Origin of the sequence: Proteus appendicitidis, from assembly GCF_030271835.1 — a bacterium.
GTDB lineage: Bacteria > Pseudomonadota > Gammaproteobacteria > Enterobacterales > Enterobacteriaceae > Proteus > Proteus appendicitidis.
Genome location: NZ_CP127389.1, coordinates 719,450 through 746,276 on the forward strand (window position 1 = coordinate 719,450; position 26,827 = coordinate 746,276).

At 39.3% G+C, this 26,827-nt stretch carries 22 protein-coding genes; 18 read left to right on the forward strand and 4 right to left on the reverse strand.

Annotated elements, in window-relative coordinates; all coding sequences use genetic code 11:
* The first annotated feature begins 586 nt into the window (after window positions 1–586).
* From hybO to yedF, 12 genes are all read left to right on the forward strand, one after another.
* Window positions 587–1,711: a hydrogenase 2 small subunit gene (gene hybO / locus QQS39_RS03355; protein ID WP_075674248.1), complete on the forward strand. Its 1,125-nt coding sequence runs from the start codon at window positions 587–589 to the stop codon at window positions 1,709–1,711.
* Window positions 1,708–2,721, forward strand: coding sequence for a hydrogenase 2 operon protein HybA (hybA, locus tag QQS39_RS03360; RefSeq protein ID WP_285805384.1), 1,014 nt, complete (start codon window positions 1,708–1,710; stop codon window positions 2,719–2,721). Before hybO ends, hybA begins: the two co-directional genes overlap by 4 nt.
* Window positions 2,708–3,889, forward strand: coding sequence for a Ni/Fe-hydrogenase cytochrome b subunit (gene hybB, locus QQS39_RS03365; RefSeq protein ID WP_151434275.1), 1,182 nt, complete (start codon window positions 2,708–2,710; stop codon window positions 3,887–3,889). Before hybA ends, hybB begins: the two co-directional genes overlap by 14 nt.
* A complete protein-coding gene (gene hybC, locus QQS39_RS03370) occupies window positions 3,886–5,589 on the forward strand; it encodes a hydrogenase 2 large subunit (RefSeq protein WP_064718974.1) in 1,704 nt (567 codons plus the stop codon). The genes hybB and hybC overlap by 4 nt, the downstream gene beginning before the upstream one ends.
* Window positions 5,589–6,077 (forward strand): HyaD/HybD family hydrogenase maturation endopeptidase, encoded by a 489-nt coding sequence (locus QQS39_RS03375; RefSeq protein WP_023580916.1) that lies wholly within the window; start codon window positions 5,589–5,591, stop codon window positions 6,075–6,077. Before hybC ends, QQS39_RS03375 begins: the two co-directional genes overlap by 1 nt.
* Window positions 6,074–6,568, forward strand: coding sequence for a hydrogenase-2 assembly chaperone (gene hybE / locus QQS39_RS03380; RefSeq protein ID WP_151434276.1), 495 nt, complete (start codon window positions 6,074–6,076; stop codon window positions 6,566–6,568). The genes QQS39_RS03375 and hybE overlap by 4 nt, the downstream gene beginning before the upstream one ends.
* Before the next feature lie 62 nt (window positions 6,569–6,630).
* Complete coding sequence (gene hypB, locus QQS39_RS03385; protein WP_285805385.1) at window positions 6,631–7,866, forward strand: hydrogenase nickel incorporation protein HypB; 1,236 nt, start codon at window positions 6,631–6,633, stop codon at window positions 7,864–7,866.
* On the forward strand, window positions 7,857–8,123 hold the full coding sequence (gene hybG / locus QQS39_RS03390) for a hydrogenase maturation factor HybG (protein WP_006535180.1): 267 nt from the start codon (window positions 7,857–7,859) through the stop codon (window positions 8,121–8,123). The genes hypB and hybG overlap by 10 nt, the downstream gene beginning before the upstream one ends.
* Window positions 8,110–9,246, forward strand: coding sequence for a hydrogenase formation protein HypD (hypD, locus tag QQS39_RS03395; protein ID WP_151436717.1), 1,137 nt, complete (start codon window positions 8,110–8,112; stop codon window positions 9,244–9,246). Before hybG ends, hypD begins: the two co-directional genes overlap by 14 nt.
* Window positions 9,243–10,262: a hydrogenase expression/formation protein HypE gene (hypE, locus tag QQS39_RS03400; RefSeq protein ID WP_285805386.1), complete on the forward strand. Its 1,020-nt coding sequence runs from the start codon at window positions 9,243–9,245 to the stop codon at window positions 10,260–10,262. The genes hypD and hypE overlap by 4 nt, the downstream gene beginning before the upstream one ends.
* A gap of 208 nt (window positions 10,263–10,470) precedes the next feature.
* Window positions 10,471–11,697: a selenium metabolism membrane protein YedE/FdhT gene (gene yedE, locus QQS39_RS03405; RefSeq protein WP_151434279.1), complete on the forward strand. Its 1,227-nt coding sequence runs from the start codon at window positions 10,471–10,473 to the stop codon at window positions 11,695–11,697.
* Window positions 11,694–11,936 (forward strand): sulfurtransferase-like selenium metabolism protein YedF, encoded by a 243-nt coding sequence (yedF, locus tag QQS39_RS03410; protein ID WP_006535172.1) that lies wholly within the window; start codon window positions 11,694–11,696, stop codon window positions 11,934–11,936. Before yedE ends, yedF begins: the two co-directional genes overlap by 4 nt.
* Before the next feature lie 70 nt (window positions 11,937–12,006).
* On the opposite strand, the gene rdgC is transcribed toward yedF, so the two are convergent.
* Complete coding sequence (rdgC, locus tag QQS39_RS03415; protein WP_151434280.1) at window positions 12,007–12,915, reverse strand: recombination-associated protein RdgC; 909 nt, start codon at window positions 12,913–12,915, stop codon at window positions 12,007–12,009.
* Between the two features lie 1,328 nt (window positions 12,916–14,243).
* On the opposite strand from rdgC, the gene QQS39_RS03420 reads away from it, so the two are divergent.
* The 6 genes from QQS39_RS03420 (at window position 14,244) to QQS39_RS03445 (ending at window position 20,834) form a co-directional block, all read left to right on the forward strand.
* On the forward strand, window positions 14,244–15,437 hold the full coding sequence (locus QQS39_RS03420; RefSeq protein WP_265576151.1) for a porin: 1,194 nt from the start codon (window positions 14,244–14,246) through the stop codon (window positions 15,435–15,437).
* Between the two features lie 86 nt (window positions 15,438–15,523).
* Window positions 15,524–17,479, forward strand: coding sequence for a bifunctional 2',3'-cyclic-nucleotide 2'-phosphodiesterase/3'-nucleotidase (locus tag QQS39_RS03425; RefSeq protein ID WP_151434282.1), 1,956 nt, complete (start codon window positions 15,524–15,526; stop codon window positions 17,477–17,479).
* An 85-nt stretch (window positions 17,480–17,564) separates the two neighbouring features.
* Window positions 17,565–18,341, forward strand: a complete 777-nt coding sequence (locus QQS39_RS03430) for a ribonuclease T2 family protein (RefSeq protein WP_069368615.1) — start codon at window positions 17,565–17,567, stop codon at window positions 18,339–18,341.
* Between the two features lie 19 nt (window positions 18,342–18,360).
* Window positions 18,361–19,983, forward strand: a complete 1,623-nt coding sequence (locus tag QQS39_RS03435) for a bifunctional metallophosphatase/5'-nucleotidase (RefSeq protein ID WP_151434283.1) — start codon at window positions 18,361–18,363, stop codon at window positions 19,981–19,983.
* 322 nt (window positions 19,984–20,305) lie between these two features.
* Entirely contained in the window at window positions 20,306–20,536 is a 231-nt protein-coding gene (locus tag QQS39_RS03440) for a ParD-like family protein (protein ID WP_004245167.1), read from the forward strand.
* Window positions 20,511–20,834: a type II toxin-antitoxin system RelE/ParE family toxin gene (locus tag QQS39_RS03445; RefSeq protein ID WP_196569304.1), complete on the forward strand. Its 324-nt coding sequence runs from the start codon at window positions 20,511–20,513 to the stop codon at window positions 20,832–20,834. Before QQS39_RS03440 ends, QQS39_RS03445 begins: the two co-directional genes overlap by 26 nt.
* A 147-nt stretch (window positions 20,835–20,981) precedes the next feature.
* Here the strand turns inward: QQS39_RS03445 and QQS39_RS03450 are convergent, their stop codons facing one another.
* The 3 genes from QQS39_RS03450 to sbcD all read right to left on the reverse strand — a co-directional run bounded on the left by QQS39_RS03450 (window position 20,982) and on the right by sbcD (window position 26,670).
* Window positions 20,982–21,581: a nitroreductase family protein gene (locus tag QQS39_RS03450; RefSeq protein WP_151434285.1), complete on the reverse strand. Its 600-nt coding sequence runs from the start codon at window positions 21,579–21,581 to the stop codon at window positions 20,982–20,984.
* 131 nt (window positions 21,582–21,712) lie between these two features.
* Window positions 21,713–25,441, reverse strand: a complete 3,729-nt coding sequence (locus QQS39_RS03455) for an AAA family ATPase (RefSeq protein WP_285805387.1) — start codon at window positions 25,439–25,441, stop codon at window positions 21,713–21,715.
* Entirely contained in the window at window positions 25,441–26,670 is a 1,230-nt protein-coding gene (sbcD, locus tag QQS39_RS03460; protein WP_285805388.1) for an exonuclease subunit SbcD, read from the reverse strand. Before sbcD ends, QQS39_RS03455 begins: the two co-directional genes overlap by 1 nt.
* Window positions 26,671–26,827: the final 157 nt, after the last annotated feature.

The window sequence follows — 26,827 nt, forward strand, 5'->3', positions numbered from 1 at the left end:
GATAAAAAATGAATAACAAAAGAAGAGTCACTAAATTGGTAATGAAAATAAGCTGAAATTAAATATATTAATGTAATCATTTCTTGTTTATGAAATGCAATTTTTAACATTATTCATGATGTAATATAAAGGTTGATAATATGAAAAAAAGAGTCACTATTATAATTAAAAAATATATTAGAATTTATTTTTAATAATTTTTATTAGAAAATAGAAATAATGAATTATTAATTTTGTATTATTTTAAATATATTGTCTTATAATTTGGTTGTTTTTTGTGTTTTTGTAAGTAGTTAATTAATAAGGGTTTAAATTTACCTCTCTCTTGAATTTTTGAGATAATGATAATTATTTCTATTTACTTTATCATTATTAAATAGAATTTTAATAAATTTAAAATGACGAAATATATAAAAAATAGACATTAAACCTTATATTGCTGAAACGTTTTTACTCACATAAAAGAGTAATTTATTTTTTAATGAATTATCGCTTGATAATGATCAAGTCATTATTGTGTCGGAGTGTTAAAAAGGCGGTGTTTTAAAATTATTCCAATTAAAAATCATCATATCAGGAGAGATATATGGCCTTGGGGAATAATGTTTTTTCCCATCATGGTATTAACCGACGCGATTTTATGAAATTGTGTGCTGCGTTGTCAGCTACCATGGGATTAAGCGGCAAAGCTGCCGCGGAAATGTCAGAAGCAATGGCATCACCTGAACGCCCACCTGTTATCTGGATTGGCGCTCAGGAATGTACTGGGTGTACGGAGTCTTTATTACGAGCAACTCACCCTACTCTAGAAAACCTCGTTCTTGATGTTATCGCACTCGAATATCACGAAGTGCTTTCTGCAGCTTTTGGTGATCAAGCTGAAGAAAATAAACACAATGCGATGGAGAAATACAAAGGTAAGTACGTCCTCGTTGTTGACGGTTCAATCCCAGACAAAGACGGTGGTGTTTACTGTATGGTTGCAGGAAAACCAATTCTTGAGCATATCAAAGAAGCTGCTGAAGGGGCTGCTGCGATTATTGCTATTGGTTCATGTTCTGCATGGGGTGGTGTACCTGCTACTGGGGGCAACCCAACAGGCGCTAAATCACTGGAAGCTATTTTACCGGGTAAAACCGTTATCAATATTCCAGGATGTCCACCAAACCCACATAACTTTTTAGCTACTGTTGCACATATTATTACTTTCAATAAATTGCCTAAGTTAGATAGCAAAAACAGACCGCTTTTTGCTTATGAGCGTTTAATTCACGAAAACTGTGAACGTCGCCCTCATTTTGATGCGGGTCGTTTTGCTAAAGAATTTGGTGATGAAGGTCATCGTCAAGGCTGGTGTTTATACCATTTAGGCTGTAAAGGCCCTGAAACTTATGGTAACTGCCCTACATTAGAATTCTGTGATGTCGGTGGTGGGATCTGGCCTGTCGGTATCGGTCACCCTTGCTATGGTTGTAACGAAGAAGGTATCGGCTTTACTAAAGGTATTTTCCAATTAGCGAACGTTTATCAGCCAACACCAAAAGCACAAGTGCCTGATGTTAATGCAAAAGAAGGTGGTGGTGTCTCTTATGGTGCTGCTGGCTTACTGGGTGCTGTCGTGGGTGCAGTTGCGGGTGTCAGTGTGATGGCTGTGCGTCAATTAGGCCGTGACAAGAATGCCACAGGAGCCTCACAGGAGGATAAACGGTGAATAGGCGTCATTTCTTTAAGCTGGCATCAGGTGGGGTTCTCCTTGCGGGAATGGCACCCACTGCGAGTCATGCTGCGGCGCAGAACCGTCCCCCAATTCCTGGGTCTCTCGGTATGCTCTACGACTCTACACTGTGTGTAGGCTGTCAAGCATGTGTCACAAAATGTCAGGAAATTAATCACCCGGAGCCAATGGAGCGTGGTGATACTTACGCTAATGGTGATCCGACTTGGTCAAACAATGACAAATTAAGTCCTTACACAAATAACATTATTCAAATTTGGCGTGATGGTACTGGTGAAAATAAAGACCAACTGGAAAACGGTTACGCCTTTATTAAGAAACAATGTATGCATTGTGTTGATGCAAACTGCGTTTCTGTTTGTCCTGTTTCTGCGTTAACCAAAGATCCAAAAACCGGTATTGTCCATTATCACGCGGATATCTGTACAGGTTGTCGTTACTGTATGGTGGGATGCCCTTATAACATTCCAAAATACGATTATGATGATCCATTTGGTAAGCTCTATAAATGCGAGCTTTGTAACCAAAAAGGGGTTGAGCGTTTAGATAAAGGCTTATTACCAGGCTGTGTTGAAGTTTGTCCTACTGGTGCGGTTATTTTCGGGACACGCGAAGAGTTGCTGGAAGAAGCAAAACGTCGTTTAGCGAAAAAAGCGGGTGAAGAATATCATTACCCACGTCAAACCATTAGTGGTGGCGACACTTATCTGCATAAAATTCCTGAATATCAAGATCATATCTATGGTGAGTTTGAAGGTGGCGGTACGCAAGTCATGGTACTTTCTGCTGTTCCTTTCAGCAATTTAGGTATGCCAGAAGTGGCACCATTATCAACGGGCGCACGTTCTGAACATATTCAACATACGCTGTACAAAGGCATGGTATTACCAATAGCAGCCCTTGCAGGGATCACCTATTTGGTTAACCGTAATAGTAAAAAACAAGAGCAGGAACACCACAAGGAGGATAACGATGTCGAGTCATGATCCTCGTCCACTTGGCGGTAAGTTATTTACTCTCGCAGTAAGAGTATTTTTACCGCTTGCTGTGCTCGGTTTTATTCTTATTGGTAAGCGTTTGGTATTGGGTCTGGGCGATGTCTCTGATTTGAATGGGGGATATCCTTGGGGGATTTGGATTGCCTTTGACTTATTGATAGGAACAGGCTTTGCATGTGGCGGTTGGGCGCTTGCATGGGCTGTTTATGTCTTTAATAAAGGGGAGTTTCACCCGTTAGTACGCCCTGCATTGTTAGCGAGCTTGTTCGGCTATTCATTAGGTGGTTTATCTATCGCCATTGATATCGGTCGTTATTGGAACATGCCTCACTTCTTTATGCCGCAATACTTTAACGTTAACTCAGTGTTGTTTGAAACAGCGACCTGTATGACCATCTATATTATGGTGATGGCATTAGAATTCTTACCGGCGTTATTAGAACGTTTAGGTTGGAAAGTGTCGTTGAAGCGTCTTAATAAAGCGATGTTCTTTATTATTGGTCTTGGGGCTTTACTGCCAACCATGCACCAATCTTCAATGGGATCGTTAATGATTTCAGCAGGTTGGAAAGTACACCCACTGTGGCAATCTTATGAGATGTTACCGCTGTTTTCTCTGTTAACGGCCTTTCTCCTTGGTTTCACTATCGTTATTTTTGAAGGTTCGCTGTTAAAGGCAAGCCGCACCATGAACGATGATGAAACACCGCTATTTACCAAATTAACCAAAGTGATTGAAGTGTTACTGATTGCTTTCTTGGTATGTCGCTGGGGCGAAGTTATTTGGAACGGTAAACTGAGTTATATCGGAAATGGGGATATGTTCTCGTGGTTATTCATTGCTGAAAGTGCATTATTGTTACTTCCTCTTATTTTGATGCATTTAAATAATAACCGCCGTAGTCCAAAAATGTTGTTTGTCTGTGCTGTATTTATCCTAATTGGCGCAGCAATGTGGCGTATGAACTACTCTTTAGTTGCTTACAATCCAGGCAATGGTTACCACTATTTCCCAACAGCAAGTGAATTGCTGATTTCTGTTGGTTTCGTTGCATTTGAAGTAACAGCTTACATTCTTATTATCCGTTTACTGCCGGTTTTACCAGCACAAACAGACTCAAATATACAATTAAAAAAGGCTGAGGTTAAATCATGAGCCAACGCATTACTATTGATCCTATTACCCGTATTGAAGGGCATTTACGCGTCGATTGTGAAATTGATAACGGAAAAGTTGTTAAGGCTTGGTCTTCCGGTACCATGTGGCGCGGAATGGAGGAGATCCTAAAAGGAAGCGATCCTCGTGATGCATGGATTATCGTACAACGTATTTGTGGTGTTTGTACGACAGTTCACGCCATTGCCTCAGTACGTGCAGTTGAAGATGCCTTAGGGATGGATATTCCTGTCAATGCGCAGTATATCCGTAACATTATTCTGGCTTCTCACATTCTTCATGACCATATCGTTCACTTCTATCAGCTTTCTGCGATGGACTGGGTTGATATTACTTCAGCATTACAAGCTGATCCTGAAAAAGCGTCAGCAATGCTGAAAGGTGTTTCTCAGTGGCAATTAAACTCTGCTGAAGAGTTCAGAAAAGTTCAGAAGAAAATTCAAGGTCTAGTGGACAGCGGTCAGTTAGGTATTTTCGCTAACGGCTACTGGGGTCACTCAGCAATGAAATTACCGCCAGAAGTTAACCTGATTGCGGTTGCTCACTATCTGCAAGCACTTGAATGTCAGCGTGATGCAAACCGTATCGTAGCGGTTCTGGGTGGTAAAACTCCACACATTCAAAACTTGGCAGTGGGTGGGGTTGCTAACCCAATTAACCTTGATGCACCAAGTGTTCTTAACTTAGAACGTCTAATGTATGTTAAGCACTTTATCGATAATCTTGGCGATTTTATTGAACAAGTTTATAAAGTCGATACTGCGATTTTTGCTGCTTATTACCCAGAGTGGCTAAAAATTGGTAAAGGTGCGAACTACTATTTATCTGTACCTGAATTACCTATTAACGGTAATAACACTGAGTTTTTATTATCTGGTGGTTATATGGAAGGCGTTGATTTCTCAACGTATCGTCCAATTAAAGACTGGAAAGATGAAAACCTGAAGGACGGTATCGAAGAAAGTGGTAAGCATGCTTGGTATGAAGATGATGAACCATTAAAACCGTGGGAAGGTTTGACTCGTCCTAAATATACAGGTTGGGATGAGAACGAAAAATACTCATGGGTTAAATCACCGACATTCTATGGCAAACCTGTCGAAGTGGGTACATTAGCATGGTTAGTATGTGGTTTAGCAGGTAAGCATGAAGGGACTGTTAAACATTACAACGAAATCAATGGTATCTATACTAAATTAACAGGTGAAACACTGGTTAATGAGCAGTTAGAGTCAACTTGGGGACGTATTATTGGACGTACTGTTCATGCGTGCGTGTTACAAGATTCTCTAAACTTCTTGTGGCAATCACTGGTTGATAATATTGGTCGTGGCGATACTGCTGCCTTTATTAAACCAGAGTTTGAACCCGGTAAAGAGTATCGTGGTGTAGGTTTTGAAGAAGCCTCTCGCGGTATGTTATCTCACTGGATCGTATTTAAAGACGGTAAAATCACTAACTATCAGGCGGTTGTTCCATCAACATGGAATGCGGGTCCTCGTAACTTTAATGATGAACCGGGTCCTTATGAGTTATCACTTGTTGGTACACCTGTTGCTGATCCGAAAAAACCATTAGAAGTGGTAAGAACAATCCACTCCTTTGACCCATGTATGGCGTGTGCTGTGCATATGGTTGATTTAACAGGTAAAGAACTAAGTAAGGTGAAGGTATTATAATGCGAACTCTCGTCTTAGGTATTGGTAATTTATTACTAAGCGATGAAGGCATTGGTGTTCGTATAGTAGAAGCGCTCGAAGAGCGCTTCTCTTTACCAGAGAACGTCGATGTTATTGATGGTGGCACATCTGGCATGGAAATTTTGCAAGATATCGCCGCCAGAGATCTCCTGATTGTTGCTGATGCAGTAAGAAGTAATCATGAACCGGGCAGTATTTTTGTCTTACATGATGATGATGTTCCCGCGCTTTTTACACAGAAAATCTCACCTCATCAATTAGGCTTATCTGATGTGCTTATGGCATTGCGTATGACAGATGAATTTCCACGTAAGCTTATTTTAGTGGGTATTGAACCTGCTTCATTAGAGCCAAGCATGTCACTGTCTGACATTGGTCAAAAATCAATGGAAATTGCGTTAGAACATGTCGTCAATATTTTGCGTGAATATGGTATTCCTGTCACACCCAAAGAGGTAACAGCATGAGTGAAATAAGCTGGGATATCGAAGGATACGATGAACCGCCTGTTGAGCAACTTGAAGCGCGTTTTAGTGAAATTGCTGAAAAAGAGATGAAAGGGCTTCCTTTTTATCGAGAAGGTATTCCTGTAAAAGCAGGGGGCTTTACCTTATTTGAAAATCAGTGGATTGGCGCTGTTCTTACTCCGTGGATGCTAGAGCTAGTCGTTTTTCCGGGACCTTCACAAGAATGGCCACATCGAAAAGTCGGTGAGCGCATTGGATTAGAATTACCTTGTGGTCAGATTAAATTCGTTGTGGGGGAGCTTGCTGGTGATATGCAATATCTCGCGTGTTCATTAATGTCGCCACTTGATAGACACCTTTCAGGGGAACATGCTGTTGAGTTGGTGGAAAATAGTGTAAAAATGGCACTTTCTCTTCCTGTTCAGACACAATCCGTAGCAGAAGTTGATTTAAGTCGTCGTTCTCTCTTCCGTGGTCAGTTAAGATCATAGTGTAGAAATTTTACGCGACACAGAGTCACATTCTTCTTATTGAATAGTACAGGAGTCAGAATATGTGTAGCACTTGCGGTTGTGGCGAAGGCAATGTCAGAATTGAAGGCGTAGAGCCTCATTCACATGATCACCACCATCATCACTCTCATGACCATGATCATCACGACCACGGTCATCATCATGATCACGGCCATCATGGGCATGATCACCATCATGAACACAATGCTACTCCAGCGAATACTGTTCATAAATATATTGATAAGTCTGAGCAAAAGCATAAGCATAACTACGAAACACATGGTCAGCCTATCATCGTTCATCACCACTATTACCATAACAGTGGCGATGTTCATCTCCATTTTTATAACGATGCTCAGCTAAACGAAACGCCTGTTTTCCATGAACACCATCATGGGCATGACGATCATCATGAGCATGAACATTCACACAATCATGACCATGCTCACAGTCACGATCATGCTGATGATCATAGCCATGAACATTCACATCATCATTCTCACAGCCACGATCATGATCATGATCATGAACATGATCACGAAGAGCAATTTAGCCCTGTAATTGAAAATCAGAATATGCATTATGGTCAAGGTGAAGCAGGTACACATGCTCCCGGTATTAGCCAAAAGCGTATGCTGAAAATTGAAATGGATGTGTTGGATAAAAATAACCGTATTGCTGTTCATAACCGTGAACATTTTGAACAACAAAATGTGTTGGCATTGAATTTAGTTTCAAGCCCCGGCTCTGGTAAAACGACACTATTAACTCAAACATTAAAACAGTTAGCACAACGTGTGTCTTGCGCTGTGATCGAAGGCGATCAGCAAACCACTAATGACGCGGATCGTATCCGTGAAACAGGCGTGCCAGCTATCCAAGTGAATACAGGTAAAGGTTGTCACCTTGATGCACAAATGGTGCATGATGCGACACATCAATTAGGCTTACAAGATAACAGCATTCTCTTTATTGAAAACGTGGGTAACTTAGTTTGCCCTGCCAGTTTTGATCTGGGTGAGAAACATAAAGTTGCTATTCTTTCTGTCACTGAAGGTGAAGATAAACCGCTGAAATATCCGCATATGTTTGCTGCGGCTGATTTAATGATTATCAACAAAATTGATTTAGTGCCACATCTGAATATTGACGTTCAAGCCTGTATTGAATCGGCTCGCCGTGTTAACCCAAATATCGAAATCATTGCGTTATCAGCAACAACGGGTGAAGGCATGGAAGAGTGGTTAGCTTGGTTGGAGAGCCGTTTATGTGCTTAGGTGTGCCAGCTAAGATTGTTGAGGTGGGCGAAGACGTCCACCAACTCGCTTATGCCGAAGTCAGTGGCGTCAAACGTGCTGTTAATATTTCGATGGTATGTGAAGGCGAACCTAGTGAATTATTAGGCAAATGGGTACTTATTCATGTGGGATTTGCCATGAGTATTCTTGATGAGCAAGAAGCACAAGATACCCTTGATGCATTACAGCATGTGTATGGTGTAACCCTCGAAGAGGCTGATGATGCAGTACGTTGATGAATTTCGTGATCCCGAACTTGCGAAAGCCTTACTAGTTCAAATCCGTGAAACAATTTCACAATGGCCTCATCCAATTAAACGTCCATTACAAATTATGGAAGTGTGTGGTGGGCATACACATGCCATTTTTAAATTTGGTCTAGACCGCTTACTACCAGAAGAAATTGAATTTGTTCATGGACCCGGTTGTCCTGTTTGTGTATTGCCGATGGGGCGAATTGATGCATGTTTAGAAATCGCAGCCCGTCCAGATGTGATTTTCTGTACTTTTGGTGATGCAATGCGAGTACCGGGTCGTAATGGCTCCATGCTTGATGCGCGTCGTCGTGGCAGTGATATTCGTATTGTCTATTCCCCGCTCGACTCACTCAAAATTGCCCAAGATAACCCAGATAAACAAGTTGTCTTCTTTGGTTTAGGTTTTGAAACAACGATGCCAAGTACGGCAATGACGCTACAACAAGCGAAATTGCGCGGGCTTAAAAACTTCTCTCTGTTTTGTCAGCATATTACTATCGTGCCGACGTTGCGTTGTTTACTAGAACAAGAGGATGTTCGCATTGACGGCTTTATTGCTCCGGGGCATGTGAGTATGGTGATTGGCTGTACGCCATATCAACCGCTATGTGACGAATTTGAAAAGCCTTTTGTGGTGACAGGATTTGAACCATTAGACTTATTGCAAGCTATACTGATGGTCATTAAACAACTTAAAGCAAAAGCAGAAAATGCAGATTATGTTTTAAGTATTGAAAATCAATATAGTCGCATTGTACCGAATGAAGGTAATAAGTTGGCTCAAAAAGCACTTAGCGAAGTGTTTATGTTAAAAGAAACCAGCGAATGGCGTGGATTGGGTGAAATCCCAATGTCAGGTATTCAATTAACACCTGCTTATTCTGAGTTTGATGCTGAACGACGTTTTACTCCCGCACCGCAGAAAGTGGCAGATAATCCGCAATCTCGCTGTGGCGATGTATTAACAGGACGATGCAAACCTTCCGATTGCCCACTCTTTGGTAAAAGTTGTACACCAGAAACGGCATTGGGTGCCTTGATGGTATCATCTGAAGGTGCATGTGCGGCTTATTATCAGTATCGCCGTGAAGGTAATATATGAAACAACCTGATGAAATCACCTTAGCCCAAGGAAATGGTGGGCAAGGTATGCAACAACTTATCGAAGGACTGTTTTTAAAAGCGTTCGATAATCCATTATTAAATGAAAAAGAAGACCAAGCGCGGATCGCGTTAAATGAATTAACCACGCTTGGTGATCGTCTTGCATTTAGTACAGATAGCTATGTTATCGATCCGATAATCTTTCCTGGTGGAAATATTGGTAAATTATCGGTCTGCGGTACGGCTAACGATCTTTCTGTTGGTGGTGCGGTTCCTCGTTATCTTTCATGTGGTTTTATTCTTGAAGAAGGGCTTCCCTTTGAAACCCTCGAAACCCTTGTTATGGCGATGGCGAAAGCAGCAGCACAAGCAGGAATACAAATTGTTACGGGGGATACAAAAGTGGTTCCTCGTGGTGCTGCGGATAAGATCTTTATCAATACTGCGGGTATTGGGGTTATTCCAACGACAATTAATTGGGCGGCAAGTAATATCAAAGCTGGCGATAAGATCTTAGTGAGCGGCACGATTGGCGATCACGGTGCAACAATCCTGAATCTGCGTGAAAATTTAGGATTAGAAGCCGATCTGCAAAGTGATTGTGCTGTTCTGGAGCCAATGATTGCGCCTTTACGTCAACTTAAAGGCATTCGTGCATTACGTGATGCAACACGAGGCGGAGTGACAGCAATTTTACATGAATTTGCTCAAGCCAGTGGTTGCGGTATGAATGTGCATGAAAGTAAATTACCTATGAAACAATCTGTTCGTGGCGTTTGTGAATTATTAGGGCTTGAAGCGCTGAATTTCGCTAACGAAGGAAAAATTGTTTTAGTGGTATCACCAGAAGCAGAAGCCCAAGTGCTTGAAACTCTACATCAACATGATTTAGGGAAAGACGCTTGTACGATTGGTGAAGTTACAACCGATAACTATATTCGTTTAACGGGTATTTTTGGAACTAGCCGTATTCTTGACCTACCTTATAACGAGCCATTACCTCGTATCTGCTAAGTTTTTATCTTCCACTTACTAATCAAAAAATAAAGCGATTGATAAGTGGAAGACGTTACCCAGTTGTTACAAAAAAATTGTTATAACGCAAATTTCTCTCATTTATCTGAATACTGACTCTTTGATAAAAAAATTATCGGAGTAACATGTTCGCCTCATCCTACTGCGTGGAGAGTGTCTCTCGTAGAGGTAAGCTCTAGGAAAAAACATGTCTTGGTCAGAATTTAAATCTCAATACCTGATCCGTTTTTGGAAGCCTCTTCCAGCAGTCATTGCGGCAGGTATTTTATCAACTTACTATTTTGGTTTAACGGGTACTTTTTGGGCTGTCACTGGTGAGTTTACTCGCTGGGGTGGTCACGTTATGCAATGGTTTGGCGCTCACCCTGAAGAATGGGGTTACTTTAAAATTATCGGTCTTGAAGGTACGCCATTAACGCGTATTGATGGTGTGATGATTATCGGGATGTTTGGCGGTTGTATTATGGCAGCTCTTTGGGCCAACAACGTCAAACTTCGTCATCCTCAACATAAAATTCGTATTCTTCAAGCTGTTCTAGGTGGGATCATCGCAGGTTTTGGTGCTCGTCTAGCAATGGGTTGTAACCTTGCTGCCTTCTTTACGGGTATTCCTCAGTTCTCTTTACATGCATGGTTCTTTGCCGTTGCAACGGCAATCGGTTCTTACTTTGGTGCCAAGTTATCATTGATGCCTCTGTTCCGTATTCCAGTAAAACTGCAAAAAGTCAGCCAAGCTTCACCTATTACTCAAGATAAACAACGTGCGAAACGTCGCTTTAGATTGGGAATGGTTATCTTTTTTGCCATGATTGCGTGGTCTTTAATTATTCTGTTTGATTCACCAAAACTGGGCTTCGCCATGCTAGGCGGTATTGGTTTTGGTATTTTAATTGAACGTGCGCAAATCTGTTTTACTTCTGCTTTCCGTGACTTATGGATAACAGGCAGAACCCATATGGCAAAAGCGATTATCATCGGTATGGCGGTGAGTGCCATTGGGATCTTTAGCTATGTCCAATTAGGTGCATCACCTAAAATTATGTGGGCGGGACCTAATGCGGTTGTGGGTGGTTTATTGTTTGGTTTTGGTATTGTGCTTGCGGGCGGTTGTGAAACCGGCTGGATGTATCGCGCTGTTGAAGGGCAAATTCATTTTTGGTGGGTAGGATTAGGTAATGTCATTGGTTCGACGTTACTCGCTTATTACTGGGATGATTTTTCAGCCATCTTAGCGACCGATTATGACAAAATTAATTTACTTGATACTTTTGGACCAGTAGGTGGATTAGGTGTGACATATCTGATGTTGGGTCTGTCATTTGTGTTGCTGCTTTGGTGGGAGAAACATTTCTTCCGTAAAAAAGCACAACAAGCACACTCTATTTCAACCCAGATTAATAAGGAAATCGCATGAGCCAGAAAGACACCATTATTCCTGATTATCGTCTAGATATGGTCGGTGAACCTTGTCCTTACCCTGCGGTGGCAACGCTTGAAGCTATGCCATCACTGAAAAAAGGCGAGATTTTAGAAGTGGTCAGTGATTGCCCTCAATCAATCAACAATATTCCACTTGATGCTAAAAACTACGGTTATACCGTGTTAGATATTCAACAAGATGGTCCGACTATTCGTTATTTAATTCAAAAATAATCTTTATTTTTCATTAAATAAAAAACAGCCTATACATGAGAATGATAGGCTGTTTTCTTGAATAACATTATTACTCTGCTTCGCCACCTAAGACTTCGGTGACGCGTTCAATTAAAGCGCTGAGTTCACCGGTCATTAAAATAAAGTCGGCATCAAAACGTTGGGCAAAATCGGCTTTATCGATATCATCATTTTGCTCACGCAAAGTTTCACTAAATTTAATGCGTTTGATAGAACCGTCATCACAAAGCATAAATTGCAGGCGATCTTCCCAATCTACAGAGAGTTTGGTAACAAATTTACCCGCTTCTATATGTGTCGCAATTTCATCAGAAACTAATTCTTGTTTCTTACAACGAATCACGCCACCTTCATCTAGTACCGCTTTTAGTTCTGCTTCATCCATCAAGGTAAAACCAGCAGGGAGTTCTCCAGAGCGTACCCACTCCGTCATTTTTAATTCAACGGATTCATTAAAGTTCAAAGGAACAACCGGTAACGAACCTAAGGTTTTACGTAATAATGCTAGATTGTCTTCGGCACGTTTTGCGCTGCCTGAATCAACAATAACGAGTTGTTTTTCTAAATCGAGCCAAATAAACGTTTGTGAAAATTTACTAAAAGCCCGAGGAAGCAAAGTATGCACAACTTCATCTTTTAGAGTCGCTTTCTCTGTTTTTTTCAGTTTGCGCCCTTGTTCACCTTCAAGCTTTTCAACTTTATCTTGTAAGGCATTTTTAATTACAGTGGCAGGTAGGATTTTGTCTTCTTTTCGGGCGCAGATCATCACTTGCTTGCCAGCAACATGGATAAGCGCTTCACCGCGATCACCCATTGGCGAAACCCAACCTGTTTTGGTCATATCTTGGCTGCTACAAGGTGTGAATGCCAATGAAGCAAGCTGTTGTTCTAACTCATCCATTGACAGCGCTATCTCTTTATTTAAGCGATAGACCAAAATATTTTTAAACCACAGCATCTGACATTCCCCTTAATCATTATTTACCGCAATATGATACTGAATGTTTAGGGTATCTAAAAGGTAATATCCCTTAAAAGAAAATCTATATGGTGTTATTGAATAAAAAGATAAAAAAAGCTGAAACGAATAATTAGTAAATCTACTCTATGATAATGCGTATTATTCTTATTTAAATTAAATTGATTAAGAATATTGATAATGAAATAACATGATTTTTAGCACAAGTCATTATGTGACAATAATCACAAGATTTTATTTCCACACTGTTTTTTGTTTACAAACTGAAATCACTTTCAGATTTATCCCTGCATTAATTTACAAAACAAAAATATTCTTGACGCTCTATTGTGATTATTATCACAAAATAAGGAAAATATAGGGGTGAGTTTTTCACACTGAACGAAGTGATTAAGATCACAAATATTGATCTTTTTTTTTCAAATATTGTTAAAAGAGCACAATTGGGCTTTTTATATTAACCATTGTAATAGTTTAGATTTTATAATGTTTCATTAGGTTTTGTTGTTACTTGTACGTATTGATTAGATATTGTGATTGAATAGCATTCTTGTGCTCCTCTTTTTAATATTTACAGATAATTATTCTTTTTATGATGGCGTGTTACTCGTTACCACTAGTTAAATTGTATTTAAATTCGACTTTGCCTTTATTTAAATAAGAAATAAATATAAAGATAAAAAATTATTAATTAGGAATAACAATATTTAAATCTTTAGTGTTATTTATTTAGTGGTTAAAATTAATACTTCCTTTTAAATATATTAAATAGGGGGATAAATTTTTTATTAGCAAAAAAAAGAGTCTTATAAAGAAATGAAATATAAAAGAAAAATCTAAAAATGCTATTTTTTAAAAGTTGATTAAGTTCAAAAAACACGTATCTTTACCTTTAATTGTGATACCTATCACTTGGGCATGTAACCATGAAAATGCACATTGGTGTAATTGTGGGCTACATCACGAAAGCAGGGCTTTTTTTTGAGTAACATGCCTTCGAAAACTCAACAACCTATTTCTTTTCCTAACAGAAATAAAAGCAATGCCCTTATTTAAATATAATGAGGATATTATTTTTGTGTCTTATTGGTGATTACGTCTGTGTCAAGGAAATTAAAACCTTTAAGAAGATTTTGTAGAGTCATAATTAGTAGCTATAAAAATTATCAATTGTGAGAGCGATTTTCTTTTTCGAAATTCGTGGCAGAGATCTTTTGTCTGAATCTCAGGTCAACTATATACGGCGGTATTATTTTTGACCTTAAAGAAAGTCATAAAACTATAGAAAATAGATGGGTATTTTAATCATGAAAAGCTTGAAGCCTCTAGCAGCACTGGTTGGTTTGTTGGTTCTTTCTGGATCGGCAAACGCGGTAAACGTGTATAACGATAAAGGTACACGTTTTGATGTAAATGGTCAGTTCCGTTTAAAAACACAAGTGACTAGCCAAAATCACGAAATGAAAATGACGGATGATGGTAGCCGTATCGGTTTCTTTGGCTCGCATGAACTGACTAACGATATCAAAGTATTTGGTAAATTAGAGTGGGGTTCAGACACTCAAAAAACAAACAGTGACAACCCTAAATCAAACTTTGAAATGTACAACCGTGTGGGTTATGTCGGTTTCTCTCACCGTGATTATGGTCAAATCCAGTTTGGTCGTACTTATATTCCAATCGACTGGGTGAAAAAATCAAGCTACGGCTATGGTAACACTGGTGTGTTCTACTTTAGCGATGTATTAGGTCGCTCAGTAGGTTATTCTGGTGGTGAAACTAGTGTTAATGGTAAATATGTAAATACCAACGGTGTCGGTAAAAATAACTTTATGACCCGTTTACCACAAACTATTTTCTTAGAAACTAACCGTTACGAAGGCTTTAAATTAGCTGGTACTGTAACTGGTAAAACAGGTGATGATGGTCGTCGTGTTGCAGGTGATATCACTCGTGCTTACTCATTAGTTGGTTTCTATAAATCAACTTTCGGCTTAGAGTTTGATGCGGGTTATTCAGCAGCTAAAGGTGAAGCAAACAATACTGGACCAAATAAAGATAAAACACCTGAAAACAGTATTTTAGCTTTTGGTGCTGAATACTTCTTCCCAGGTCGTGAATTCTCTATCGGTTTAGACTATGGTCAATCTCGTGGTAAAAACCCAGGTTTAGCACTGTATTCAGACCAAGCTCCTCGTGGCTGGAACTCTGTTAAAGGCGACTGGAAAGCAGATTTATATGGTGTTGGTGTGAAATGGCACTGGGATCGTATCGAAAGTGGTATGTATGCGGGTTACTACCTGCGTGATGGCGATGCCAATACATTCAACTACAAAAAAGAAACCTATACTATGGGTGTAGATAAACGTTTTGCTGTATCTAAATACAACAACTTACGTTTATTCGCTGAAGTTGCATATGATGATGCACGTAGCGAAAACCCGAAATATGAAGATAAAAAACAATATATCTTCGAAACTGGTATGCGTCTGTACTTCTAGTCCTGACAAAAGCATTACCGTTTGATAGAAGTAACCAAAGGAGAGCGATTTCGCTCTCCTGTTAACCAATATATAAGGGGTGTGTAATGGTTAAGAATGTGTTGAAAATTTCAACATTAGCAATGTTTGTCGCATTCAACGTGAATGCTGCGACAGTCGATCTTCGTATTATGGAGACGTCTGATGTTCACAGTAACTTAATCGACTTTGACTACTTCAAAGACAAACCAACAGAACAGTTTGGTTATGTCCGTACTGCTAATTTAATTAAAGCAGCAAAAGCTGAAGCAACCAATGCGATTTTAGTTGATAACGGCGACTTGATCCAAGGTAGCCCGCTGGCTGACTATCAAGCAGCTAAAGGCTTAGAAAAAGGCGAATCTCATCCAGCTCACCAGCTGATGAACACCATGGGCTACACAGTAGGTAACTTTGGTAACCATGAATTTAACTATGGTTTAGATTACCTGAAAAAAGCCATTGCCGGTGCTAAATTCCCTTACATCAACGCCAACGTGATGGATGCGAAAACAGGCAAAAACTATTTCACACCTTATATCATTGTTGATACACCAGTAAAAGATCGTGATGGTAAAGAACACACTATCAAGATTGGTTATATCGGCTTCGTTCCACCACAGATCTTAATCTGGGATAAAGCCAATCTGGATGGTAAGGTCGTTGTAAACGATATTACAGAAACAGCGAAAAAATTCGTCCCTCAAATGAAAAAAGAGGGTGCTGACCTGATTGTGGCTATTCCTCACTCTGGTTTTGCGTCAGAGCCGTACAAAGCAATGGCTGAAAACTCTGTTTATTATTTAAGTGAAGTTGAAGGCATCAATGCAATCATGTTTGGTCACGCTCATGGCGTATTCCCAAGCAAAGAATTTGAAGGCATTAAAGGTGTTGATGTTGCTAAAGGTACTGTAAATGGCGTTCCTGCAGTTATGCCTGGCCAATGGGGTGATCACTTAGGTGTCGTTGATATGGTTATCAACAACGACAGCGGTAAATGGGTGATGACACAAGCAACAGGTGAAGCGCGTCCTATCTTTGATAAAGCAAACAAAAAAGCATTAGTTGAACGTGATGCTGAGTTAGCGCAAATCATCGAAAAAGCACACCAAGGCACCCGTGATTTCGTGGGTAAACACATTGGTAAAGCTTCTGCCAACATGTACAGCTTCTTAGCATTAGTACAAAGCGATCCAACTGTACAAATCGTGAATGATGCACAAGTTGATTACACCAAACACTTTATTCAAGGTGATCCGAACTTAGACGGTTTACCAGTATTAGGTGCAGCTGCGCCATTTAAAGCGGGTGGTCGTAAAAATGCACCAGCAGACTTCGTCGAAGTTGAAAAAGGTGACTTAACATTCCGTAACGCGGCAGACTTATATCTGTATCCAAACACATTAGTGGTTGTTAAAGCGACCGGTGCTGATGTTGTTGAGTGGTTAGAATGTTCAGCAGGTATGTGGAACCAAGTTGATCCTAACTCAACTAAACCACAAGAACTGATCAACTGGGATGGTTTCCGTACTTATAACTTCGACACTATTAGTGGTGTGAACTATAAAGTTGACTTAACTCAACCAGCTAAATATGACGTTGATTGCCAAGTCGTTAATAAAGATGCGAACCGTATCAAAGAAGTGACTTATGAAGGCAAACCAATCGATCCTAAAGCAACATTCCTGATCGCAACCAATAACTATCGTGGATACGGCGGTAAGTTTGCAGGTACTGGTGAAGCCAATATTGCGTTTGCATCTCCAGATGAAAACCGTGCAATCTTAGCTTCTTACATTGCTAAACAAACGAAAGAAAAAGGCGAAGTTGCAACTAAAGCAGCTAACAACTGGTCATTCTTACCTATTAAGACTGACAAAGCATTAGATGTACGTTTTGAAACTTCTCCAAGTGAAAAAGCGGCTGCATTTATTAAAGATTTCTCTCAATATCCAATGACCTTTGTGGAAAATGATGAAATCGGTTTTGCAATTTACAAAATTGATTTAACTGAGAAGAAATAAGCTATTAAGCCTGCCCATTCAGGGCAGGTTTTTCTTACCTTTTTGAACCAAGAGAGTAAAACTTATTGCTCTTTAAGGGGATTTTATGCGCTTTATGAAGCTATTACCTGCAGCTTTTGCTTTAGTGCTAGCAGGATGTGCAACGCAAGCACCTGAAATTACAGAACCATTAAAACCTCAAGCTAAATTAGTTGAAGGCGTATCTTGTATTTTGCCTGATGCGCCAACAGCACCTTACGACTACATTGCTTCTAATGATCGCTATGGCCAAAATAGCACAGCATCGACAGATTACTTTAAGTTAGCGATTAACTACTCACCGGCTTTTTGTGATTATAAAAGTAATAACATTAAACGTTTAAATAACGATAATGAAAAAGATCGTGCAAAACGTGAGTACGATAAATTTGAAATCCAGTGTTTCTCTGATAACAAATTTGGCTGGATAGTTCATGGGCTGTGGGCTGAAACCTGTGATGGTAAATCATGGGAAGAGTGCCGTGATTGGAAAGACATACGCAAGCATCCTCGTCTATGTAAAGGCGATTTACCACCTTTAGAATACTCTGCTATCAAACCTTATCTGTGTGATTCTCCGGGTATCGACTTACTGCAAGGTGAGTGGGAAAAACATGGTGTGTGTGCTTTTGATACACCAGATGCATTCTTTGGTAAACAAAAAGAGTTGTATGAAGCGTTAGTATTACCAGAAGGCCGTCCTTCAAACAGTGCATTGATTAAGTTCTTAAAAGAACACAATCCATCACTGAAGGATAAAGAAATTCAAATTAATCGAGATGAATTCTATATCTGTTATAGCAAAGATTTCGAAGTAATTGATTGTCCGAAACGTGAATTTTGATCTTAGGGATAAATTTTAAATGAACCATAAATATAAACTCGTTGCACTAGCGGTAAGCTCTGTCTTATTAGCGGGTTGTGCAAAGAACTACGACGAAGCTAATGTTGTTGATGTGCGTGTTATCGCAATGAACGACTTCCACGGTGCGCTAAAAGCGCCAGGTCCAAACAAACCTGGTGGCATCGAGCATATGGCAACATTAATCAAAGAAATGAAGAAAGATAACCCGAACAACATCGTTGTTGCCGCGGGTGACATGGTCGGTGCAAGCCCTCTGTTATCTTCAATGTTCCATGATGAGCCTTCTATCGAAGCATTATCATTAGCAGGCTTAGAAGCAACTTCTGTGGGTAACCACGAATTTGATAAAGGCATGGGCGAGTTACTGCGTAAGCAAAACGGTGGCTGCCATCCAGTGACAGGTTGCCAAGGTCCAACTGAATTTAAAGGGGCTGATTTCCAATACTTATCAGCAAACGTAACTGTTAATGAAACAGGCAAAACGTTATTCCCTGAATATGTTATCAAAGAATTTAACGGTATCCCTGTTGCCTTTATTGGTGTCACTCTAGAAGGTACTGCTGCAATCGTAACGCCTAAAGGTACTGAAGGTTTAAGCTTCCATAACGAAGCAAAAACCATCAATGCATTAGTGCCTCAGTTAAAAGCACAAGGTGTTCAAGCGATTGGTGTATTAATTCACGAAGGCGCTGCACAACGTCGTGACGGTGGTCCTGTGAATATCAACGCATGTAATGGTATTACGGGCAAAGTTCTGGGTGTTGTTGAGCAATTAGATCCAGCGATTGATTTCGTTGTAACAGGTCACACTCACCAAGCTTACAACTGTACAATTAACGGACGTTCAGTAACATCAGCGCAATCAAACGGTGCAATGTTAACGCGTATCGACCTGAAATTAGACAAAACAACAAAAGATGTTGTTGATGTTGAAGCACGTAATATTTGGGTTGATAACCGCAAATATGAAAAAGATCCAGCCGTTACCAAACTGTTAGAAGCTTACGAAAAAATCGCAACCCCATTAGCTAACCGTATTATCGGTAAGTTAGAAGGTAATTTAACTAAGCAAACTAACGATGCGGGTGAGTCTGCACTGGGTCAAGTGATTGCTGATGCGCATTTATACACTGCAAAACCAAAAGATATGGGTGGCGCACAAATCGCATTTATGAACAGCGGTGGTATTCGTGCTGATATGACAGGTGGCGATGTTTCTTATAACGCAATCTACACTGTACAGCCATTCTCTAACGTACTGTTAACTCAAACATTAACAGGTGAGCAAATCAAACGCCTGTTAGAGCAACAATGGGATCGTTCACGTCCACAAGTGTTAGCGATTTCAGGTAACTTCCAGTACACATGGGATAGCAAAGCATCTAATGGTAACCGTGTTATCGTTGAATCAATGAAAATTGATGGCAAACCAGTAGATATGAAAGCGAATTACCGTGTTGTGGCTAACGAATACTTAGCAACGGGTGGTAGTAACTTCTCTGTACTGAAAGAAGGTAAAGATCCAGTTTACAGCGTGCCAGATGTTGATGCAGTCGTGAAATACTTTGCTGAGCAATCTCCTGTTGCTCAACCAAAAGCGAATAACATCACACGTAAATAACGTATTTTCATACGCCTTGTGAAAATCGCACCTCTTATGGGAGGTGCGTAAATAAATAAAGAGAGCAAAGTGTTGAACACAAAGGGTCCATCCCTACCTTTGTATTCATTACGCACTTTGCTCTTTTTTTATGTTTTTTATTCACCAATATGTGGGAATAAACATAAGAGTTAACGCCTTTACAATGGGTAGTTTGTGGTGTATTGTGTTATTTTGCGACAAAAGATTGCATTTTGTCGTCATTATAAAGATCTAAACTTATAACGTTTTAATGTTATCAAGTTCTAAAGTTATAACTGCCGTGAGGCTTGGAGTGTAAGTAATGGCTATTTCCGTAAGATTAGATGAAGACTTTGTGTCTGATGCTAAAATTCATGCGGAAGCGAAAAGCAGAAGTGTTCCTAAACAAATTGAACACTGGGCTAAAATAGGGCGTATAGCTGAAGATAACCCTGATCTGCCATATAGCTTTATCGAAGAATTGTTACTGGCACAGGCGGAAGTCGAAAACAAAAAGGTTTCTCGATATGTCCGAACCACAAAAAGAGATTGATGTTTATCAGTCAGCTCGATTTGAAAAGGCAATGAAAAAGTTGCCTGAATCAGATGTGAAAATTATTGAAGATGAAATTGATCAAATAATTGATAATCCATTGATTGGTGAACAGAAAAAAGGCGATCTTGCTTATCTCAGAGTACACAAATTTAGGCTTAATGAGCTGACTGTACTACTCGGCTATTCATGGGTCGCCAACAAAGTTGAACTGTATTTACTGCATATCGGTTCCCATGAAAATTTCTATGATGCTCAGAAAAAACAGCGAAAGGCTGATCTGAAACTGATTAAGTAATAAAAGAGTGGTGGCATAAGGTCACCACTCTTTTTTTATGGATATGTAATAAAAAAAAGCCCACAGTGGCTGTGGGCAAGGAATGAAAGTAAAGAAAGAGGGTATTACTTATTGCTAGGGTCTTTTGTCAGATGTCTGTTCTAACTCTTATTTGAAGATTTTAAAGCGTGCATCATCTTCCATATAATTCTTTTCGCCAGCCTCTTGTTCAATTGAACCAAAGACCATTTGCGCTCTTAATTTCCATGTTTTTGGCAGATCCCAAGTTGCATGAACTTCGTCATCAATAATTGGGTTGTAGTGTTGTAATGAAGCACCTACGTTCTCTGCGGCTAATGCAGTCCAAACAGAAAGTTGCGCCATACCACTTGCTTGTTCTGACCATACAGGGAAGTTATCCGCATACAGTGGGAATTGCTCTTGAAGACCTTTTACAATATCGGTGTCTTCAAAATACAGAATTGAACCAGCGCCTGCTGCAAAGCTATCAATTTTAGCTTCAGTTGCGCTAAACGCTTCTGCGGGGACTAATTTTTTCAGGGTATTTTTCACGATACCCCATAGTTTTTGGTGTTGTTCACCAAACAGAACCACAACACGAGATGTTTGTGAGTTAAATGCTGTAGGGCTTTCTTTAACCGCTTCTTTAATAACTGCAGTGACTCTGTCTTCGCTAATTGGAAGTTGATTACCTAAATGATAAATTGTTCTACGTTTTTTCATTAAATCAGTAAATGCGTTAGACATGATTGTCTCCTTGATAAATTTAAGCGCTTAAAGCGTGTCTTAGCTTGGGCTAATCTATGGATATACTATAGGGCTTAGTCGTGATTTATTGATATATAAAAAATTTAATCAGCTACGTCAAAATATTCGACCTAGTTTTTAACTACTTGATTTAAATTCTGTTTATCTACATATCTAAACTCAGGAGCAAGCTGGCTAATGCCAACGCCTCCGGCTTTCTTCACTTTAATTTGCACTGGAATGCGCTCTTTCATTGCTTCTACGTGACTAATTACACCAATAATTTTTCCAGATGCATTAAGGCTATCGAGAGCATCTAATGCAATATCTAAGGTGTCAGGATCTAATGTGCCAAAGCCTTCATCTAGAAAGAGTGATTCGATTTGTGTTTTGTTACTGACCAAATCCGACAGCGCTAAAGCGAGCGATAAACTGACTAAGAAACTTTCACCACCAGAGAGCGTGCGAGTATCCCGCAAAGCATCAGCTTGCCATGTATCGGCAATTTGTAGTTCAAGGCTTGCTGGTGTTTTGCGTTGCAAGAAATAACGTCCATGAAGCTTTTCTAAACGACGATTGGCCAAATAAATTAGATGATCAAGCGTTAAGCCTTGGGCAAAACGGCTGAATTTATCTCCTGATGCAGATCCCACCAATTCATTTAAATAGCTCCAATCATCAAACTGAGATTGCTGTTTCGTTATTTTGTCGAGCAAGGTTTGTTGTTCTTTACGTTTTTCTTCATCTGTACGCAGTTGCTCTTGAAGACGAAACTTGGTTTCTTGTGTATGCACTAGCTGTGTTTCTAGTGCCAATAAATGTGCCGTGATTTGTTCAATATTTTGCTCAGTTGATAATAAAGGTTGTTGTAGCAAGTGTTGTTGATATGCCTTTTCTTGTGTATCTAGACGTGTTTTCTCTTGCAACAACTTATCAAGCCGTTGTTTTTGTTGCTCTTGTAAGCGATTTCTTTCCTCGACGGATAACAGAGAGGCTAAAAATGCATTTTCGTCAGTAAACGGGCTATTTTTTAACGCATATTGATATTGTTCAATAATGTCTTGTGAGCGTGTTTGCAACCGTTGTCGCGATTTTTCATTTTCCTGATATTGACCAATAAGCTGATTTAAACGGACTTCGAGTCGGTTTTTCTCTTCGCTATATTGCTCAATTTGCTTTTGTAACAACTGACTCTGTTTATCTAACTCATTACGTGCATCTTCGGTGGTTTGTATCCCGAATAAAGCGTGGCGTTGTGCTTTTAGTTGTTCTTGTTGCTGATGCAGTTTTTGTAACTGGATCAAAACAGCATCAAGTTCTTTTTGCGTTTCAGATAAATAGCGTTTTCTCTCTTCCTGCGTTAATAACAATTCGCGGATTGTTTGTTGTAATTCGTGATGTGTTTTTAAGGTTGATTGATATTGTTGGCTCTCTTTTTTACGCGCAGTAAGCCATTGAATTTTGTCTTCAAACTCTTGTAATTCATAACCTTGTTGTTTGACTAGAGATTGCAGATCCTGCGTTAATAGGGCTTGTTGTTGAAGATATTGCGCTGTTTGTTGTTGTTTATTGGAAACTTCTTTCTGTTGTTGCGCAAATTCATTTTGTTGATGAAGGATCGCTTGCTGTTGTTGATTAAATTGTTCTTTGGCATCAGATAGCAACTTGTATTCTTGCTGAATTTTGACTTCTAATTGTTGATAACTAATTCGTTTTTGTGTCAGTAAATTATCTTCTTTCTCAAGGGCTGAATCTAATTGAGTTAAAGCCGTTTCTTCACAGTCAACATCTGGTAATGCGTAAGTTTGAGCTAAAATCTGCCATTGCTGTTTTAATGACGCAATATCTTGTGTTAGCTGCTCAAGATCGCGACTTAATTTTTCGTTTTGAACTTCAAAACTAGCACACTGTGTTTTTTGTTCCACTAACGTTATTGTTAATGTATGCACTTGCTGTGTTAAGTTATCTAAACGTGATTTTGTTTCATCCGTTTGAATTTCTTTATATTTTTCAACATAAGGATGCTCGGTTGAACCACAAACAGGACATGGGTTGTCTTTAACTAAACGTTGTCTCTCTTCTTCATATTCCGCTAACTTCCTTATTAGCAGATAATTATCGTTTAAGTCTTTAAGGTGTTGTTCTTTCTCTTTTAAAACAGTGTCATTTTTGTGAATATTTTCAGTCAGCATGGCTATTTTTTGCTGATTGTCTGACTGCGTTTGTTGGTACTGATGTTCAGTTTTTATAGCGCGCTGTAATTGAGCCTGTACTCCCATTAGTTTTGTGAGAGCATTTCTTTGTTGTGAAATTTGTTGTGAACGATGAGGAATATCTGCAATAGCATCCGCTTTATTTTGTTGCTCAAGTTGCGTTTGTAATTCGCTTAATTGTTGTTGCTGTAAATTAAGCGTGTGCTGTTGAGCTTCTAGCGTTTTCGTCGCTTTTTCTAATTCGAGTTTAAGTAAGCATTCTTTTTCTTGTTCTGCTTTTTCACTTTTCTGACTAATTCGATATTTCTCTGTAATTTCATCATATTGCTCAAAATAACGCTGCCATAACGGTAAGTTTTCAGCAAGTTGAGCATGAGCGGTATGCTGATTTAAATATTCATTTAATTCATTAAATTGCTTTTGTGATCCCGCTAATTTGGCTTCTGTTAACTGTATTTTTTCCAGATATTCTGATTGCGTTTTTTCTAGCGTATTTTTTTGCTGTGTTTTTACTGAAATATCTTGTTGTAGCAAGATTAACTGATTATCCAATGGCGCGACTTTTTCACGTATAAGCTGCAAGGTTTGCTGTTTTTTCTCATCGTGTTGTTTAAATGTATTTCGAGCCTCGACTAAATGCTGATTAATAGGTTGGCTCTGTTGTTCAATAAGCTGTTTTTCCGCTGTTAGTGTTGAGAGTTGTGACTCAATATAGGTTTGTTCTTTTAATAGACGATTTTTTTCATCGTAAATTGGGCGAATTTTTTCTGCTGGTTCACTATTTTCAAGACGTTGAATATCAGGTTTAGCAGAAACTAATGCTTCCTGTGCTAAATTAACCTCATTTTGTGCTAATGCTTTATTTTTATTGAGTTCTATTTCTTTTTCTTGCCACTGTTTTGCTGCTTGATATTCCTGTTGTTCTTTTTGTAATAAACTCTCTTTGGCAAAAAGATCCGTTTGTTCAGTTAATAGAGCTTGGCGAGCATTTTCATCTAATAACGCCATCGTTTCGGCTTGCTGTTTTAGTGTTTTTAATGCTTGTTCTTCTTCTCGCCAATGTTTAAAGATAGACTGAGAAATATGACGATAAATATCTGTGCCAGTGAGTTCTTCGAGTAATTCAGCGCGAGATTTATCATCTGCATTTAAAAAAGCCGCAAATTGCCCTTGGGAAAGCAACATAGATTTAGTGAAACGATCAAAATCAAGACCAGTGATATTAATGATCATCTCTTTCACTTGGCTTATCTTGCTTGCTAATATTTTGTCTTCGCCTCCTGTGGTATTGATTTTAACCAGTTCTGCCTGCGGTGCTTGAAGGTTGCCATCTTCTTTATAATTAGCTCGACGTTGTTCCCAAAATGCTCGATAAGCCACACCTTTAACTTCAAATTCAACTTCAGCCAAACACTCCGCGGTGTGGCGTGTCATTAACTCATTTTGTGATTGTGTGACTTTATCTAATCGTGGAGTTCGGTGATAAAGCGCTAAACTAATCGCATCTAACAGCGTGGTTTTCCCCGCCCCCGTAGGACCTGTAATCGCAAATAATCCATTGCTGATAAAAGGCTCTTGGTTAAAGTTAATCTTCCACTCGCCTTTTAAGGAGTTAATATTTTTAAATCGCAGACTTAAGATTTTCATTATGCTTCGTTATCCTCTTTCTCTGCCATTTCAACTGCTTGTTTAAATAATGTTGTTAAACGAGTTTTAGTTTCTTCTGAATCAAACTCATGTTGTTCTAAGCGTCTTTCAAAAACATCATAAACGGTTAATTCGGCCAGTGTTTCGTTTTCATTTTGAGTGAATGCTTGGCGCTGTTTTCTCGCTCTTCTTAATAAGATCACATCAAAAAGCGGATCGTTAGTTAGCTCTTGAATACGGGTTTGTATGTCACTGAGATAATCTTGTGTTGAAACTTCGATATCCAACCAAATAGTGGTATCTATTTCGCCGTATTGTTTTTTTAAATCCTCAAGTTGTATCGCTATCTCTTTTAATGAACCACTAATCGTGCGTAGTAATTGAAACTCAGGGATAGGTAATAGTGTGAGGTTAGTTAATTTGTCTTGCTCAAAATCGATAAGGCAGACACTTTTCTGTTGCCCACTCTCATCAAAACTTAAAGGAATAGGGGAGCCACTATAACGAATATGACCGGACTTATTCATCACTTGAGGACGATGAATATGACCAAGGGCGATATAGTCAAATTCAGGAAATAGGGTTGCTGAAAAGGCTTCTAAGGTGCCGATATAAATTTCACGGACAGAATCTGTCACACTCGCGCCAATTGTGGTGAGGTGACCTGTTGCAATAATGGGAATATCGACATTTAATTGCTGACGTAATTCAAGGGCTGTTTGATATTGAGCTTGATAATATTCAGCAATCGCTTCTTTTAAGGCGGTTTGTTTTTCAGCACCTGATTGCCCACTTTTACTGCTGATCATATCTCTAGGACGTAGATAAGGGATTGCACACAGCAATGCTCCCGGAGTGCTATCTTTTTGAGGAAGAATTAGCGGTGCTTGTGGTGTTTCAGTATGAACATTGGCAATAACCGTCGTATTTAAACACGCCAAGAGTGATTTTGATTCATTTAGTGTCGCCACAGAGTCGTGATTACCACCTAGAATAACAAGCTGACATTGTGTATCTCGAATAGCGACGACAAAACGGTTATAAAGCTCTCGGGCATAGCTTGGAGGGGAGCCAGTATCAAAAATATCACCTGCAACAATCAGTGCATCGACTTGGTAATGTTTTATTTGTGCTAATAACCAATCAAGAAACTGTTGATGTTCTTTAGCTCGAGTCTTAGTAAAAAAATATTGCCCTAAATGCCAGTCTGATGTGTGAATAATCCGCATTGCTATCCCTCTTTTTTATCTGATGAAGAGTATAGCGCACCTTACTTTTTTAGTGAAAACTCAACAATAAGCCTTTTTTTTGAGTGATATCTCACCAAAAAGTAATTTATTTACCTTAACAACGGGGATCTATTTCAGTAATGTTAAGGTTAGTCAT

What these genes read in the sequence shown, in the direction of transcription:
- QQS39_RS03450 (WP_151434285.1), bottom strand. Translation starts at nt 21,581, where the DNA reads ATGTCTAACGCATTTACTGATTTAATGAAAAAACGTAGAACAATTTAT.
- hypD (WP_151436717.1), top strand. Translation starts at nt 8,110, where the DNA reads ATGCAGTACGTTGATGAATTTCGTGATCCCGAACTTGCGAAAGCCTTA.
- QQS39_RS03445 (WP_196569304.1), top strand. Translation starts at nt 20,511, where the DNA reads ATGTCCGAACCACAAAAAGAGATTGATGTTTATCAGTCAGCTCGATTT.
- yedE (WP_151434279.1), top strand. Translation starts at nt 10,471, where the DNA reads ATGTCTTGGTCAGAATTTAAATCTCAATACCTGATCCGTTTTTGGAAG.
- hypE (WP_285805386.1), top strand. Translation starts at nt 9,243, where the DNA reads ATGAAACAACCTGATGAAATCACCTTAGCCCAAGGAAATGGTGGGCAA.
- hybC (WP_064718974.1), top strand. Translation starts at nt 3,886, where the DNA reads ATGAGCCAACGCATTACTATTGATCCTATTACCCGTATTGAAGGGCAT.
- sbcD (WP_285805388.1), bottom strand. Translation starts at nt 26,670, where the DNA reads ATGCGGATTATTCACACATCAGACTGGCATTTAGGGCAATATTTTTTT.
- hybB (WP_151434275.1), top strand. Translation starts at nt 2,708, where the DNA reads ATGTCGAGTCATGATCCTCGTCCACTTGGCGGTAAGTTATTTACTCTC.
- QQS39_RS03375 (WP_023580916.1), top strand. Translation starts at nt 5,589, where the DNA reads ATGCGAACTCTCGTCTTAGGTATTGGTAATTTATTACTAAGCGATGAA.
- QQS39_RS03420 (WP_265576151.1), top strand. Translation starts at nt 14,244, where the DNA reads ATGAAAAGCTTGAAGCCTCTAGCAGCACTGGTTGGTTTGTTGGTTCTT.
- QQS39_RS03425 (WP_151434282.1), top strand. Translation starts at nt 15,524, where the DNA reads ATGGTTAAGAATGTGTTGAAAATTTCAACATTAGCAATGTTTGTCGCA.
- QQS39_RS03440 (WP_004245167.1), top strand. Translation starts at nt 20,306, where the DNA reads ATGGCTATTTCCGTAAGATTAGATGAAGACTTTGTGTCTGATGCTAAA.
- rdgC (WP_151434280.1), bottom strand. Translation starts at nt 12,915, where the DNA reads ATGCTGTGGTTTAAAAATATTTTGGTCTATCGCTTAAATAAAGAGATA.
- QQS39_RS03455 (WP_285805387.1), bottom strand. Translation starts at nt 25,441, where the DNA reads ATGAAAATCTTAAGTCTGCGATTTAAAAATATTAACTCCTTAAAAGGC.
- hybG (WP_006535180.1), top strand. Translation starts at nt 7,857, where the DNA reads ATGTGCTTAGGTGTGCCAGCTAAGATTGTTGAGGTGGGCGAAGACGTC.
- QQS39_RS03435 (WP_151434283.1), top strand. Translation starts at nt 18,361, where the DNA reads ATGAACCATAAATATAAACTCGTTGCACTAGCGGTAAGCTCTGTCTTA.
- hybO (WP_075674248.1), top strand. Translation starts at nt 587, where the DNA reads ATGGCCTTGGGGAATAATGTTTTTTCCCATCATGGTATTAACCGACGC.
- hybE (WP_151434276.1), top strand. Translation starts at nt 6,074, where the DNA reads ATGAGTGAAATAAGCTGGGATATCGAAGGATACGATGAACCGCCTGTT.
- yedF (WP_006535172.1), top strand. Translation starts at nt 11,694, where the DNA reads ATGAGCCAGAAAGACACCATTATTCCTGATTATCGTCTAGATATGGTC.
- hypB (WP_285805385.1), top strand. Translation starts at nt 6,631, where the DNA reads ATGTGTAGCACTTGCGGTTGTGGCGAAGGCAATGTCAGAATTGAAGGC.
- QQS39_RS03430 (WP_069368615.1), top strand. Translation starts at nt 17,565, where the DNA reads ATGCGCTTTATGAAGCTATTACCTGCAGCTTTTGCTTTAGTGCTAGCA.